14 protein-coding genes and 1 tRNA gene are annotated in these 13,404 nt (G+C 57.6%); 11 read left to right on the top strand and 4 right to left on the bottom strand.

All coding sequences use genetic code 11. The features are described from left to right. Positions 1-141 precede the first annotated feature (141 nt). Complete coding sequence (locus C5750_RS24800; RefSeq protein WP_105737865.1) at positions 142-1,245, bottom strand: porin; 1,104 nt, start codon at positions 1,243-1,245, stop codon at positions 142-144. A gap of 486 nt (positions 1,246-1,731) precedes the next feature. Between C5750_RS24800 and C5750_RS26435 the strand changes: the two genes are divergently transcribed. Then, complete coding sequence (locus C5750_RS26435; RefSeq protein ID WP_130502071.1) at positions 1,732-2,271, top strand: hypothetical protein; 540 nt, start codon at positions 1,732-1,734, stop codon at positions 2,269-2,271. Positions 2,272-2,464: 193 nt separating this feature from the next. Continuing rightward, positions 2,465-2,896: a DUF2750 domain-containing protein gene (locus C5750_RS24790; protein WP_105737861.1), complete on the top strand. Its 432-nt coding sequence runs from the start codon at positions 2,465-2,467 to the stop codon at positions 2,894-2,896. Positions 2,897-2,958: 62 nt separating this feature from the next. On the opposite strand, the gene C5750_RS24785 is transcribed toward C5750_RS24790, so the two are convergent. Further along, positions 2,959-3,035, bottom strand: a tRNA-Arg gene (locus tag C5750_RS24785). 418 nt (positions 3,036-3,453) lie between these two features. Here C5750_RS24785 and C5750_RS24780 point away from each other — a divergent pair. The 9 genes from C5750_RS24780 (at position 3,454) to C5750_RS24740 (ending at position 12,618) form a co-directional block, all read left to right on the top strand. After that, complete coding sequence (locus tag C5750_RS24780; RefSeq protein WP_105737859.1) at positions 3,454-4,191, top strand: VirB8 family type IV secretion system protein; 738 nt, start codon at positions 3,454-3,456, stop codon at positions 4,189-4,191. Next, on the top strand, positions 4,188-4,991 hold the full coding sequence (gene virB9 / locus C5750_RS24775) for a P-type conjugative transfer protein VirB9 (protein WP_105737857.1): 804 nt from the start codon (positions 4,188-4,190) through the stop codon (positions 4,989-4,991). Before C5750_RS24780 ends, virB9 begins: the two co-directional genes overlap by 4 nt. Before the next feature lie 3 nt (positions 4,992-4,994). After that, positions 4,995-6,290, top strand: a complete 1,296-nt coding sequence (gene virB10 / locus C5750_RS24770; protein ID WP_105737856.1) for a type IV secretion system protein VirB10 — start codon at positions 4,995-4,997, stop codon at positions 6,288-6,290. A gap of 51 nt (positions 6,291-6,341) precedes the next feature. Further along, a complete protein-coding gene (virB11, locus tag C5750_RS24765) occupies positions 6,342-7,445 on the top strand; it encodes a P-type DNA transfer ATPase VirB11 (protein WP_105737854.1) in 1,104 nt (367 codons plus the stop codon). Further along, complete coding sequence (locus C5750_RS24760) at positions 7,442-8,191, top strand: lytic transglycosylase domain-containing protein (RefSeq protein WP_105737852.1); 750 nt, start codon at positions 7,442-7,444, stop codon at positions 8,189-8,191. The genes virB11 and C5750_RS24760 overlap by 4 nt, the downstream gene beginning before the upstream one ends. Positions 8,192-8,196: 5 nt before the next feature. Next, on the top strand, positions 8,197-8,541 hold the full coding sequence (locus C5750_RS26875) for a TrbC/VirB2 family type IV secretion system protein (protein ID WP_425350517.1): 345 nt from the start codon (positions 8,197-8,199) through the stop codon (positions 8,539-8,541). A 1-nt stretch (position 8,542) separates the two neighbouring features. After that, the gene (locus tag C5750_RS24750; RefSeq protein WP_105737849.1) at positions 8,543-8,845 is read left to right on the top strand and encodes a VirB3 family type IV secretion system protein; all 303 of its coding nucleotides are present in this window, start codon (positions 8,543-8,545) and stop codon (positions 8,843-8,845) included. Next, positions 8,842-11,220 carry a VirB4 family type IV secretion/conjugal transfer ATPase gene (locus C5750_RS24745; protein ID WP_105737847.1) on the top strand — a complete coding sequence of 793 codons (2,379 nt, stop codon included), beginning with the start codon at positions 8,842-8,844 and terminating at the stop codon, positions 11,218-11,220. The genes C5750_RS24750 and C5750_RS24745 overlap by 4 nt, the downstream gene beginning before the upstream one ends. A gap of 228 nt (positions 11,221-11,448) precedes the next feature. Continuing rightward, on the top strand, positions 11,449-12,618 hold the full coding sequence (locus C5750_RS24740) for a TrbL/VirB6 family protein (RefSeq protein WP_158531256.1): 1,170 nt from the start codon (positions 11,449-11,451) through the stop codon (positions 12,616-12,618). 114 nt (positions 12,619-12,732) lie between these two features. On the opposite strand, the gene C5750_RS24735 is transcribed toward C5750_RS24740, so the two are convergent. Both C5750_RS24735 and C5750_RS24730 read right to left on the bottom strand, forming a co-directional pair. Then, the gene (locus C5750_RS24735; RefSeq protein ID WP_105737844.1) at positions 12,733-12,918 is read right to left on the bottom strand and encodes a hypothetical protein; all 186 of its coding nucleotides are present in this window, start codon (positions 12,916-12,918) and stop codon (positions 12,733-12,735) included. Between the two features lie 41 nt (positions 12,919-12,959). Continuing rightward, complete coding sequence (locus tag C5750_RS24730; RefSeq protein WP_245421246.1) at positions 12,960-13,253, bottom strand: hypothetical protein; 294 nt, start codon at positions 13,251-13,253, stop codon at positions 12,960-12,962. Positions 13,254-13,404: the final 151 nt, after the last annotated feature.

Here is a 13,404-nt window from a genome sequence, read left to right as displayed (position 1 = left end):
ATCGGCGGAACCAGCGCACAAAAAAACGGCGGGGCGAACCCCACCGTTTCCTGCGAACGACTTGACTGGAGGTCAAAACCGCGTCCGCTATCGGACGACGTTGCTATGTCACTACCAACCTCGTCAGATCTGTGTCAGATCCTAGAAGTTGCGCTGGAAGCGGATCATACCACCCCATGCATCGTCGTTGCCGCCCTTGGAGATGGAGTAATCCTTACGGGCGCCATCGAACTTGGTGTAGCTGACTTCAGGCGTGATGGTGAAACCGGGAACCAGTTCATAAGCGAGATTGCCTGTTGCAGCCCAGGTGCCTTCGGATTCGTAAGCAACCTGCGCGTTGACAGTTGCCTTGCTCGAAACCTTGGCGGATAGACCGCCCCAGATGGCCCAATCGCCTTCCCAGGTGCCGTACCAGTTGCGAGCGCCGAACGCTGCATCGTCATAGTTGGACTGATAGCCGCCCATGACGAACGCCGAAACGGTGTCGGTGAACTTCACGTCCAAACGCAGCTTGCCGCCGAATTCTTCGACCTTGGAGTCATAACCGGCAACACCCGAGATTGCACCCCAGCTCTGTTCGAACTTGGCACCAACAAGCACGTGCGGCATGTAGCTGTCGATACGATAGTCATTATCGAAATAGCTGGCACCCTGTACGCGGCCCTGTTCTGCAGCGATGATCGCCGAGAAACCATTGCCTGCATTGAATGTGTAGCTGACCTGGTTGCTTACGCCGGACTGGTAGTTGATCACGTCATCATTGATGACCTTGCCGGCAGCGCCTGTCCACGAACCGAAGATCGCATCGCTGACGCCGATGCGGAAGCCGCCGAGTTCGATGTAGGCCTGGGGAAGTTCCGTGGCGTTGCTGCCGTTCGTGTACTGAAAGCGTGTTTCAATGTACGAACGCAGTGTACCGAGTTCGGTTTCCGAACGGGCATCGAAACGAACGGTAGCGCGTGTGCGCATGTAGTAGGTGCCATCGCCATCGGGATCGCTGCCCTGATTGACATGTCCGCCCTTGTAGACGTCATCGCCGCCTTTGACATCGGCCCGCAGATAGCCGCCGATCTTCAGGCAGGTCTCTGTGCCAGGAATGTAGAAGAAGCCTTTGCCGTAAGCATCGCACACGCGAACGTATTCGACGGCTTCCGGTTCGGCGACGACAACTGCGTCGGCAGCATGTGCGCCAGTGACTGCAACCAGGGCTGCAGCCGAGCCAAGTAGAAGGCTCTTAATGTTCATTGTTGCTCTCCATGAGTTGATAGTAACAATTTCGTATTCCGCGACTTCGATGGCGGAGTCAAATGTCAAGTTACAAATTTTTAATGTGGAGAGCCGTTGATTTTTTACTGTTGCCTATTTGCAACTTAAAGTTTAATTTGAGTCTATATTATGTATATATTTGACAGAAATCCAATATTACACAATATCACTCTAATGTAACAAAATTGTGATCGCGATTATAAATATTTTACAATATAAATATGAAAGATTGTTTTGATACTTCGTATTGTTTTCGATTGGGTAAATATTATCGGTAAAATCAATAGCCTTTTAACGCCATTGATGTCGTAAACAGGCTCCCGCATGAACGGCGAGACGGACAGGGCGGCCTGACAGAAACGGCGTTGCCGCAATCGCCGCCAAAGGACGTTGCCTGGTGAAGGCATACGGATTCAACATTGCAGGAACATTGTGGGCCGGTCTTGGATGTAAGATTGGAGCGGGATGGCCTGCTGCCGGCTGCACGGCGAAAAAAATACTGAAAATCCGATCCGGTCCGGATTTCCGTCACGGTCACGTCACGCCGGTTCTGGTGATATCTCCCTGACTGGCAACACCATTCTGTTGCCCGTCAAAAATTCAACATGTCGGAAGCAGCGCGGCCACACCACTTTCCCAGAGAAGGACGAGGTCCAAGTTCCCATCGAGTGCAGGGAGCCGGGCAAATCGAACTGCCGATGGAAGGACGTTCTGCAAAATCCTGTTCCGAGCAAGCTTAACCCCACCGTCCTCGTGATGGTGGGGTTTTTACAGCGACAATCGTCACTGCTCAGTGCCGCCATCCTGGAGTTCAGAATGTATTCGATTGATCCGGAGCCGTATCAAGCCAAGGCTTGGAAATATATCGGCGTTGTTCTCATCATGGCCGCATTGGCATTTGGCCTTGGCCGGTATTACGCCGTGGCGAAACCGGCAGCAGAAGCGGATATTCAGCGTTTGAATGCGGGTCAGCAGGGTAAGATCACGCCGGCGGCGATGAACTAGGAAGCCCAATGCCCTGTGCAAAAAGCAGTGCGGGCTTCCACACGAAACCCTGCCGTCTCCAGCGCGGCAATCGGGTTTCTAACGCTTTGCCATTTCAACTTGAATCTCATGCTGCCTGTATTGGCTACAATTTGAAATAAATGTTCTTCTATCTTTATTGTTCTGGTCTATCCTCTGGGATGAGGGTGGGCACATGGAGACAAAGCCAGGTATTGACGAGGCAACGAGGGTTCTCAAGCTCTCCCATTCTGCACGCTACAAGTATTTCATCAGGAAATCGGTCGAAACCTACACAGTTTACACCATCAATCTTGGTTCGAACTATCTCATTCTCAATGACCCTGCGGGGACGTCAATGTGCTGTCCCCTGTGGCCGGCGGCTGTTTTCGCCGAGATATGGCTGGGGCCGATCGGTCAGGGCGCCGGTTTGCAGATCAAAACCGAAGTCGTTCAGATGGAGCTTGACGCGACGCTGAAAACCTTTTTGCCGGCCTTGAAGCGGCGCGGGCTGAAAGTCGGAATCTGCTTGGATCAGGCAAGCGATGGGCGCATCGAGTCCGTTGACAAGTTCATTGCCGATATCAGGCGTGAGATCCAATCGGGCTTTTCCCACTCAAAACCATGAATGGCCGAACCTGCGGCTTCAGCGGTGCGGGGCATTCCTATCCAATAAAATCCGAGTGTTGATGGCGCACCCGACAGGATTCGAACCTGTGACCTCTGCCTTCGGAGGGCAGCGCTCTATCCAGCTGAGCTACGGGTGCATGAGGCTGCGATAGCTCGCATGCGCGAAGCGGTTCTAACCGATGCGGCCCTTGGCTTCAATGGCGAATTTTGAACGTTGTTGAAAGAATTGATTGGGTCAGGTGCGTACATTCATTCCCGGCCACGGCCAAACTGCTTGGCCTGGGCTGACTGAGGCTGAACGGTGCCGCCTTGACTGATGTCCCGCGGAGCCGTTGAAACCTGATAGGATAGTCTGCCGCACGACGCGGCGGACCGCATTTTCTCCGGCCGGCGGGAAAGGCATCAGACCAAAGTCGAATTGTGTTCCGCATTCGCATGATATTTACAACTTAAGCGGTTTTCCGAACGCGGCGCGATGAAGACAGGGCGCCGCGATACCACACTTTTTATTTTAGAATTTTCAGTTTTAGCGATTTCAAGGTTTCGCCAGCGGTGATGAGCGCGTCAGGACCGAATGAACATATAATCGAGGCGGCATCCGGGCCGGACAGGCGATATTTCAGCGAAGCCGTTCGCTGGGAAAACGATGTCATCCGTACCGTGAAACGGTCCCGGCTGACCGCGTGGCTGGTGGCTGTGATCAGCTTTGCCCTGGCCTGCCTGGCGCTGACCTGTCTCGCCCTGCTCCTGCCGCTCAAAAGCTTCGAGCCCTATGTCATTGAAGTCGACAAGACGACCGGATTCATGGAGATAAAACAACCGCTTGCCGATGGAGACCTGACGCAGAACGAAGCGATCGCACGCATGTATGTCGTGCGCTACCTGAAAGCGCGCGAGACCTATGATCCGGCCACGGTGAAAGACAATTTTGATCTTGCCCAGCTGCTGTCGGCCCGCGATGCCGCGCGGGATCTGTTTGCGCTCTTCAGCCCATCCAATGCGGACAATCCGGTGACACGCTATGGCCGCGAAACCCGCGTAGGCCTGAAGATCAAATCCATACAGCTCCCCAACGCCCTCACGGCAGTCATCCGGTTTTCCACGCAGCGGACCGGACGGGAATCGGGCGCGGAGGAACACTGGGTTTCCCTCCTCCATTTCCAGTATTCCAAGGCGCCGATGCCCAATGAATGGCGGTTCGAAAATCCGCTGGGTTTCCAGGTCGTCGACTATCGCCGCGATCAGGAAAGCGTGTCCGGGCAGGGCGAATCCGGTGGGCAGTACCAGCCATGAGGACATTTGCGTATGCCTGCCTGGTCTTGCCGGTTGGTGCTGCATTGACGCTCCTGGCGATGGACGGCGGCGTCCGTGCGGAGGTGGCACCGCGACGGGGCGCTGCGGATGCCCGTGTCAGGACGGTGGTCTATAACCCCAGCAATGTCGTCGCGGTTGATGCGACCTATGGTGTGTCGACGATGATTGTTTTGGGCGACACGGAAAAAATCGAAACGGTCGCCGTTGGCGACAGCATGTCCTGGAAGATCGAACCCAACAAGAAGGGCAACATCATCTTCCTCAAACCGGTGGAGCCGAAAGCGGCGACGAACATGAACATCGTCAGCGACAGGCATGTCTATACCTTCGTTTTGCGTGCGCATCCGGATTCGCAGTCCGACCAGACCTACATGGTCAAGTTCCGGTATCCCGACCTGGAACTGGACGCCAAGCTTCTGGCCCAGGCGCAGCGGCTGGTCTCGGAGCCAAACCGTGCGGGCTTTCGGCATGATGACGCCAATACCGATTATCATTTCCGCGGCGACCGCGCGCTCAAACCCGCCGAAGCATTTGATGACGGCGTCAAGACATGGTTCCGGTTCCAGGGCGATGTCCCGGCGATCTTCATTGTGGAAGGAGGCAAGCGGGAAATCCTCGCCAATTACCGGCGCGAGGGCGACTATATCGTTGTCGACAAGATTGCCAGGCAGTGGATGCTGCGGCATGGCGGCTATGCGACCTGCCTGTTCAATCTCAACAGGAAAACGCCGCCAGCGGTTGTCGCCGATGTGCCTGTCTCCAAGAAAAGCTGGAGATAAGCAATGCCCGATCCCGGTTATCATCGCAGTCTGGACATCGAGGCAGGGACGGATCCCAGCCTGCTGGAGCCAAAACGTAAATTGAGGGCCGGTCTCATTGGCCTGTGTCTTGCGGCAGGCGTCAGCGGGCTGTTTGCCGTACCCCTGTTCAGCAATCCCCGGCCGCAGCAGGGTGAGCGGGCTGCCTCCGACGAGGCCTTCATGCCGTCACGCTCGAGCCAGCTTAATCTCACGCCGCCGCCGGAAAGGAAGGAAACTCCTCTTCCACTGCAAGCCGCGGCGATTGAAGCAAGGACGGTTAATACTGATGATTCAGAAAGCCGGCGGCGCAGCGCCGAGGAAGACGCGCGCCGCCGGGCCGAGGCGGAGGAGGCCGCCTATTATGCGAAGCAACAGGACCGCTACCGTTCGCCGATGATCGTCTCGGAACTGGGAACTGCTGGGGAACCGGCCCACAATGAGAAGAGCCCCGACGAGAAACAGAAAAGCCCGGATACGTTTCAGGCCACCAATCCGAACGACCAGTTTCTGGCGTCCCTGTCCGGAAAATCCGCCGAAACGGCCAAGGCTGAAAAGAATCCGCGCATCGATGCCCTGGTGCCGCAGGGAACCATTTTGCGGGGTGTCCTCGAAACCGCTGTTCAGACCGATCTGCCGGGGATGGTGCGCGCCATAACCACCGATGACGTCTGGTCATTCGATGGCAGGCGTATTCTCGTGCCATCGGGCACGCGGCTGATCGGTGAATACAATGCCGGACTGGCGCAGGGGCAGACAAGGGCATTCATCGTCTGGACACGGCTGTTGCGGTCGGATGGCGTGTCCATCAATCTCGGTTCCATCGGAACGGATGAGCTTGGCCGCTCGGGAATGAGCGGCGATGTGAACAGGCATGTTTTCGAACGATATGGTTCCGCAATCCTGCTCAGCGCGATTTCCGCCGGCGGCCAGATACTGGCTTCCACGGACACGTCGTCCAGCCTGAATACCGGCCCGGTGACGACAACCTATGTTGATCCGAAGACGAATGAAATCCGGACCGTCACGACCCGTCCCAGTATCGACATCGGCTCGAACATGGCGGCAAAGGGCGCTGCGGTTGCAGCGCAAACCTTTGCGCAGGTTGCAGGGGAGGCCTTGAAGGGATCGCTCAACATTCCACCCACGATCACGATCAATCAGGGCACGCCGGTTGCCATATTCGTCCGCCGCGATCTCGATTTTTCCGATCTCTACCCGGATCCGGTGCGTGAAAAGCTGCGGGAGCTGAAAAGGGGGCGCGGCGGTTATGGACAATAGAAACACGCCCGCACTCGCCTTGCGGGATTTCGTTCCGCGTGAGGCTTCTTGATGGGCATGCTCTCCCGCAACGATGATTTGATCTCGCTGGCCTTTGAGCCGCTGCGATCGCTGCTGGAACGGCAGGATGTCATCGAGATTTGTATCAATGAACCGCACAGGGTGTTTGTCGAATACAGTTCCGGCGTGTTGCATGCGGGCATGGTTGCACTCAATCTTCCGGAGCTGACGCGCGAACGCATCCGCTTCATGGCAGAGCGGGTTGCAGGCGCCAGCCATCAGTTCGTCAATGAAGAAGAACCGTTGTTGTCCGCATCCCTGCCGGATGGTTCACGTGTTCAGGTGGTGCTGCCGCCGGCGGCGCCGGACGGAGGCGCCATTGCCATCCGGCGGAAAATCGTTCGCGATCTGTCGCTCTCCGACTATGCCGAGGCGGGCGCGCTTCTCTGCGCGCGGGTAACCGGCGCGACCGAGGCCCTGACCGACGAGGAACAGGGCCTATGCGACTATCTCGATGCGGGCGATATCGCGCAATTCCTTCATCTGGCGCTGCGTCACCGTATCTCCATGATCATTTCTGGCGGGACGGGAACGGGCAAGACGACGTTTCTCAATGCCTTGATGCGGGAAATACCGGGGCACGAGCGGATCATCACCATCGAGGATACGCCTGAACTCGTGCCGCCGCATGGCAACCATGTCCGGCTGATTGCCTCGCGCGGCAATCAGAACATCGCGCAGGTGGATATGCGGCGCCTGGTCGAAGCGTCGCTGCGCTTGCGCCCCGACCGTCTGCTCCTCGGGGAGGTGCGCGGCGGCGAGGCGCTGGATTTCCTGCAGGCCATCAACACGGGGCATCCCGGTTCGCTTTCCACAGTTCATGCGAACTCGCCGCGCGCGGCTTATGAACGCTTGGCAATGCTGGTCATGCAAAGCGGTTTTGGCGGTGGAGGCGGACTGTCAAAGCCGGAGATCATCGATCATCTGCATACGACGCTGCCGATCGTCGTGCAGTTGGGCCGCAAGGAGGGACGGCCCGGCGCCGTGTCGGAGATTTTTTTCGCCCCCTATATCAGGCAGATGGGGCGGCCTGCCGCCGTGCAGGGAAGCATGGTGTGGAACGCCTCCGGCCGTCGCGCGCGAGGTGCTCCATGAACGGCGTGGCAAACAGGTCCGGCAGCGCTGCCACCATCGATGCAGGCCGTTCCGCCCGCACGGATCGTTGGCCAGTGTGGATTCTGATCGGTCTTTGCCTGCTTGGCCTGACTGTTCCGGAAGCAGCCCGCGCCGTCGAGGCCAATGATCCCGGCATGCCACCGGTCAAGATCATGGCATCCGGCGGCAGGACAACCACCCCCCTGTCGGCGGCGGATGCTGCAGCATGTCAGTTCACGCGCGTGCCTTCGGCCGAGGATGGCAAGGCGCTGGTCCAACGCATCGCCAGGGAGGAGCATGCTGATGTAGCCCTTGCCGTTGCTGTTGCCCGGCGGGAAAGCGGCTTTCATATGGATAGCATCTCCAGCGCCGGTGCCGTCGGCCTGATGCAGCTGATGCCTGCAACAGCGCGCCGGTTCGAGGTCGATATTTGCGACCCCGAGGACAACGTGCGCGGCGGCGTTCGCTATCTCAAGTTTCTGGAAGGCAAATACGCCAATCCGCTCTATGTCCTCGCCGCCTATAACGCTGGCGAGGCTGCCGTGGAGCAAAACGGCGGCATTCCCTTCTATCCGGAGACGGTCCGTTACATCGCGGCCGTGCTCTCGGACGTCTATGACTGGCGGCCGTTCGATGACCGCAAAATGCCGGGAAAAGTGGTCCATCAGGGCAGGAAGGCGCCGGACAAATCCGAGGCCGGAAATGCCGGTGCATGGACGCAAGGTTTTGTTCTTCACGTGGAGTAGTCAAAGTGTTTTTTCAGTCGCTCATTTTCAAAATCCGTCTGTTGCCATCGCTCGTCAGGCGCATCCTCATCCGCGGGGGATTGGCCTCGATAACCCTGGCCGTTCTGATGAAGGGTGCCAGCGCCCAGACGGGATTGCAGCCGGTGCAGTCGGTCCTGCAGACGCTTATCGGCATTCTCACCGGGCCGATTGCCTCGATGATCGCCATCTTGGCCGTCATCAGCTGCGGGTTTCTCGCCTGGACCGGACGCTTCACCTGGGGCATCGCGGGATCGGTGATCATGGGGATTGTCCTGGTGTTCGGATCGACGCAGATCGTCGCCTTCTTCCAGAGTGCGTTGGGGCACTGAGATGATCCCGGATGATGCGCCAGATCTCGTGCCTCTGGTCAAAGCCCTGACCCGTGCACCCACACTGTTCGGGGTTCCCTACATGTTCGCCATGTTCAACATCGTCGTGACGGCATGCACATTCCTGGCCACCAAGAACCTGCTGACGCTGCTGCTTGTCCTGCCGATCCACAGCCTTGGTTATTTTCTGACATTGCTGGACGATCAGATTTTCACCATCCTGCGGGTGAAGATGTCCAAGGCACCGCCGCAATCCAAAGCGGTCTGGGGCATCAGAAGCTATGCGGCCGGTGACCGTTCATGACCAGCCGTCCCGTCCGCCGGGAGATGCGGTTTGGTTCGCCGGGCCAGCGGGAGCGCTCCGTTGCAGCCCACATCCCCTATACACGCCATGTGGATGATACGGTGTTGCGCACCCGGGATGGCTATCTTTTGAGCGTTTTGAAACTCGATGGCTTCTGTTTCGAGACTGCCGACATGGCGCAGCTGAACGGCAAGCTGGAAGCACGCAATACCCTGCTGCGATCCCTCGGCAGCAGCCGCTATGCGGTCTATGGCCATATGATCCGCCGCCGCATTCAACCGGGCCTCGCGGGCAGGTTCGACAACGCTTTCGCCGATGAGTTGAACCGGCGGTATATGGCGCAACTCGAGCAGCAGCGCATGTTTGTCAATGACATGTACGTCACCATCGTCCGCCGACCCCTGCGCGGCCAAGTCGGCATCATTGACAAGGTGACACGGCGTCTCTTTGCCAAGGCGTCCGACGATGGCGGGACCTCCGGCGAAGCTCAGGATCTGCGCGAACTGCAGGATGCCGTTCTCAACATCCGGGATGTCCTGCAGGATTACGGAGCGCGATGCCTTGGCATTCGCGAACCGCAACCGGGGGTCTATTTTTCCGAGCCGCTGGAGTTCCTCGTCCAGATCGTCAACGGTCTGGAACCGGTCAACATGCGGCTGCCGCGCATGCCGCTTGACGGGGCGCTGGCGATGAAACGGCTGCATTTCGGGCGCAATGCCATCGAGTTCGTCGGATCGACCCCGCCTGATAACAACAGGCTGGGCGCCATGCTTTCGATCCGGGAATACCCGCCTTATACCGGTCCGCTGCTGCTCGACGGGCTTCTGAAAGTTCCGCACGAGTTTATCGTCAGCCAAAGCTTCGCGATCGTCGACAAACCCGTGGCGCAGGTGCAGATAGAGCGCGTCTCCCGGCAGATTGCCATGGCCGACGAAGCCGGTTCCGTGGTGGGCGGCCAGCTTAACAGCGCCCGCGATGAATTGCTGGGTGCGCGTTCGATTTACGGCAATCATCACCTCTCCATCATGTGCCTCGGCGATGATAAGGCGGAGCTTGATCACTGCATCCGCGCCGTCGGCGCCACGCTGACAGACCAGGCCATTCTCTGGTTGCGCGAGGACCTGAATTGCGAACCCGCCTTCTGGGCGCAACTGCCCGGGAATTTTTCCTATATTGCCCGCTCGGCGATGATCTCCTCGAAGAATTTTTCCGGATTCCTGTCATTGCATAATTTTCCAAGCGGCAAGTCCGACGGCAATCACTGGGGCAGTGCCATTTCATTGCTGGAGACAACCAGCCAAACGGCTTATTTCTTCAATTTCCACGTGCGCGATCTGGGAAATTTCACCATGATCGGGCCATCCGGCTCCGGCAAGACGGTGGCTCTTTCGTTTCTCATGGCGCAGTCGCAACGCATCACGCCAAAACCGCGCTGCATTTTCTTCGACAAGGATCGCGGCGCCGAAATCTTCATCCGGGCACTGGGAGGCAATTATGCCGTGCTGGAGCCCGGAGAGCCCTCGGGTTTCAATCCGCTGTCCCTGCCCGATACGGGACCCAACCGCGAATTCCTGTTCCAGCTGTTTTCCCTCATGGTGCGGCGGCCGGATGGCGCCAGGCCATCCGCCGTGGAAGAGAATGTCCTGCGCTCGGCCATCGCACAAATTTTTGCGTCAGGCCCGGACATGCGCACGTTGAATGCATTCGGATGCCTGCTGCGCGGACGCATGCGGGCGGGCGGCGATGATCTTTTGGCGCGCTTCGACAAATGGCTGCGCGCGGATCAGCTTGGCTGGCTGTTCAACAATCCCAGGGACCACTTCACCTGGTCCGATGTCGCGGGATTTGACATGACGAAGCTCCTCGACGACCCGCTCATCCGCAGTGCGGCGCTCATGTATATTTTCCATCGGCTGGACGAATTGCTTGATGGCAACCCGTTGCTGATTTTCCTGGACGAAGGCTGGCGGCTTCTGGATGACGATGTTTTTGCCGCCTTCATCAAAGACAAGATGAAGACGATCCGGAAGTTCAACGGTGTTGTCGGCTTCGGTACGCAAAGCGCATCGGACATCGCCTCATCCGCGCTCGCCAATACGCTGATGGAGCAAAGTGCGACGCACATCTTCTTCCCCAATCCGCACGCCGATCTGCAAAGCCACACAACGGGTTTTGGCCTCTCGGCCCGGGAGATCCAGTGGATACGGACGGCCGATGCCTCAAGCCGGTCCTTCCTGATCAAGCACGGCCGGGAATCGGTCATTGCGCGCCTGCGCCTGAACGGCATGGATGACCTGATCAAGGTTTTATCCGCCCGTGCCGAGACAATCGAGGAACTGACCGCCCTGCGCAGCCGTCTGGGCGACGATCCGTAGAAATGGCTTCCCGCCTTTTGCCGTCCCGGAGACAAGACATGACGTTTCGCACCATCTGCCTGCTGCTTTGTACCCTGATGACCGCCACCGGCTGCGGGAGTGATCAGAGGTTGAAAACCCCCTGTTCTCCCGGGTTGTTCTCATTGGCCCCCGCGGCGCGCGATTGTGGGCCACTCAGGCCGGTGAACGAGACGCTGGCTGTCCTGTTCGGTTATGGGACGTGACACCATGGCCTTGACGGAAACCGTCAATTACATCGCCCTGATGTCGGACAATATCGATCGTCTCGGCAGGAGTTTCACGGCATCGACATACGGGGCTTTTGCCGGCCAGTTGACGCCTGTCTTGTCCGGGCTGCTGGTGCTCTACCTGATTTTCTGGGGATTCCGGTTCTGGCAGGGCCGGGGTGAAAGCAGCGTTATCGATATCGCATTCCGCCTGTTTCGCATTGCCATCATCTTCTCGATTGCCACCGGATGGGGGCCGATTCAAACGGTGGCATACGGCGTCATCTCGGGCATTCCGACCGCCATTTCTTCGGTCATGATGAACAACATCGTCAATGCTGGCCGTGGCGCCATGTCGCAAACCACCGTGGAACGTGATCTCTATGATTTCTATCAGATAGCGCTCTTGGCCTCGGCGCGGATTTCCGCGCCGGCCGCCATCACGGCCGTACCGGCTCCCACTGCAAAACCGCAGCCAGCGGATCCAGATCCCTCAGCCAAATCCGGTCCGGACAGCAAGACAACATTGCCGGGAGATGCGGTGCTTTCTTCCCTGCATTCCGGCATTGTCTGGATCTCTGCCGCCCTGTTTGTCGGATACGCGGTATTCCTGATGCTGTTCTCGAAGCTTGCATTGTGGGTCGTGTTGGCACTGGCCCCCGGTTTCATCGTGATGCTGCTGTTCCAGGGTGTGTCACGGTTCTTCTCGGGGTGGCTGAGCGTTGCCATTCAGACGATGCTTGTCCCGATTTTCTTCTATGCGTTCTTGAGTTTCTTCCTGCTGGTCATCAAGGAGGTTGTGATTGCCTTGAAGATATCCATGGATCATGGAGCCGTTCCAGGCATCAAGGAAATCGCGCCCTTCGTGCTGATCTGTTTCTCGGGATTGTTTCTTCTCGCGCAGATCGTGCCATTGAGCGCGCGCATGGCCGGCGGTGCGCAAAAATGGCTCGGCGATGTACTGCAGGGCGATGCCGGTCGGGCGCTCTCCGCCTCCCTTGCCACGCGCGGGAATGGCGGGAGCATGGCGCGCACGCAAGCTTCGGGCCCGGTTCTCCCAAGCGCCTCGTCCCAGGGCAGTCCATCATCCCTGTCCGGCATGAATGATACTCTGATACGGGATATTCAGGACCGGAATCTCGCGATCAACCGGCAGACCCGCAACCGGTAGCAGTTCCTGCTGAGCGGGATCGAGGGTAAGGACGTGTTCAAAACAAAATGATGCCGACCAACGGCGTCCGCTGACCAGCATCATTTTAAGGTCGTTCAAATCAGGTCGCTGTTGTTACATCTTCTTTGCATGATGACGATGATGGCGATGATGCTTCTTCATGTGGCGATGATGCTTCTTCATATGATGATGCTTCTTCATCGGTGCTGCCGATGCCGTGGTGCTGCTGGTGGCGAGCACAGGAGCAGAGAATGCAAGGGCAAGTGCAAGACCAAGTGCTGTGTAGAGTGACTTTTTCATAATGCCATTTCCTCTCAGTTGGGGCTGTTGTGATACAACCGTCAATTATTGGCGGGTTGTACACCGAGTACTTTCAGTGCTTTCGCAAAGGTCCGTATTCCCTGTGCCTGCCGATTGCTTGCACAAAAGCGGATAGCCTTTTTCTGCAGTGATTTTGCCTTGGCCGCCCGGGGAGCCTCGGCATGCTCGATGATTGCTTCATGAACCTGTGCCTGGAATTTCACGCAAAGCTCTTTGCGTGACGGTGGTCGCTCTGCAGCAGATGCGCCATCAGCGCCTGTCGAGAGGATAATTCCGGCTAGAAGTATTGTTGGTAAAGTCGAAATATTTCTCACGGCCACCTGCAGGAAGAAGAAATGTATTCTCCAGTGATGCGAGAATACAAAATCATTTTACTTGCTCTTTATGGAGCCGGAACATTTCGACAATATTTCTGGCTTGTGGCGTTTTGTTTCTGTGGTGTTTCCAAAATAAGGCGCAGGCAGT

This window comes from Phyllobacterium myrsinacearum (assembly GCF_002980555.1).
Lineage (GTDB): Bacteria > Pseudomonadota > Alphaproteobacteria > Rhizobiales > Rhizobiaceae > Phyllobacterium > Phyllobacterium myrsinacearum.
This window is presented reverse-complemented; position numbering and strand designations above follow the sequence as displayed.

Bases quoted from the DNA above. Each gene is read 5' to 3' on its own strand.
- C5750_RS26435 (WP_130502071.1), top strand. From the start codon at position 1,732: ATGGCCTGCTGCCGGCTGCACGGCGAAAAAAATACTGAAAATCCGATC.
- C5750_RS24780 (WP_105737859.1), top strand. From the start codon at position 3,454: ATGAGCGCGTCAGGACCGAATGAACATATAATCGAGGCGGCATCCGGG.
- C5750_RS24750 (WP_105737849.1), top strand. From the start codon at position 8,543: ATGATCCCGGATGATGCGCCAGATCTCGTGCCTCTGGTCAAAGCCCTG.
- C5750_RS24760 (WP_105737852.1), top strand. From the start codon at position 7,442: ATGAACGGCGTGGCAAACAGGTCCGGCAGCGCTGCCACCATCGATGCA.
- C5750_RS24790 (WP_105737861.1), top strand. From the start codon at position 2,465: ATGGAGACAAAGCCAGGTATTGACGAGGCAACGAGGGTTCTCAAGCTC.
- virB10 (WP_105737856.1), top strand. From the start codon at position 4,995: ATGCCCGATCCCGGTTATCATCGCAGTCTGGACATCGAGGCAGGGACG.
- virB9 (WP_105737857.1), top strand. From the start codon at position 4,188: ATGAGGACATTTGCGTATGCCTGCCTGGTCTTGCCGGTTGGTGCTGCA.
- C5750_RS24735 (WP_105737844.1), bottom strand. From the start codon at position 12,918: ATGAAAAAGTCACTCTACACAGCACTTGGTCTTGCACTTGCCCTTGCA.
- C5750_RS24800 (WP_105737865.1), bottom strand. From the start codon at position 1,245: ATGAACATTAAGAGCCTTCTACTTGGCTCGGCTGCAGCCCTGGTTGCA.
- C5750_RS24740 (WP_158531256.1), top strand. From the start codon at position 11,449: ATGGCCTTGACGGAAACCGTCAATTACATCGCCCTGATGTCGGACAAT.
- virB11 (WP_105737854.1), top strand. From the start codon at position 6,342: ATGGGCATGCTCTCCCGCAACGATGATTTGATCTCGCTGGCCTTTGAG.
- C5750_RS24745 (WP_105737847.1), top strand. From the start codon at position 8,842: ATGACCAGCCGTCCCGTCCGCCGGGAGATGCGGTTTGGTTCGCCGGGC.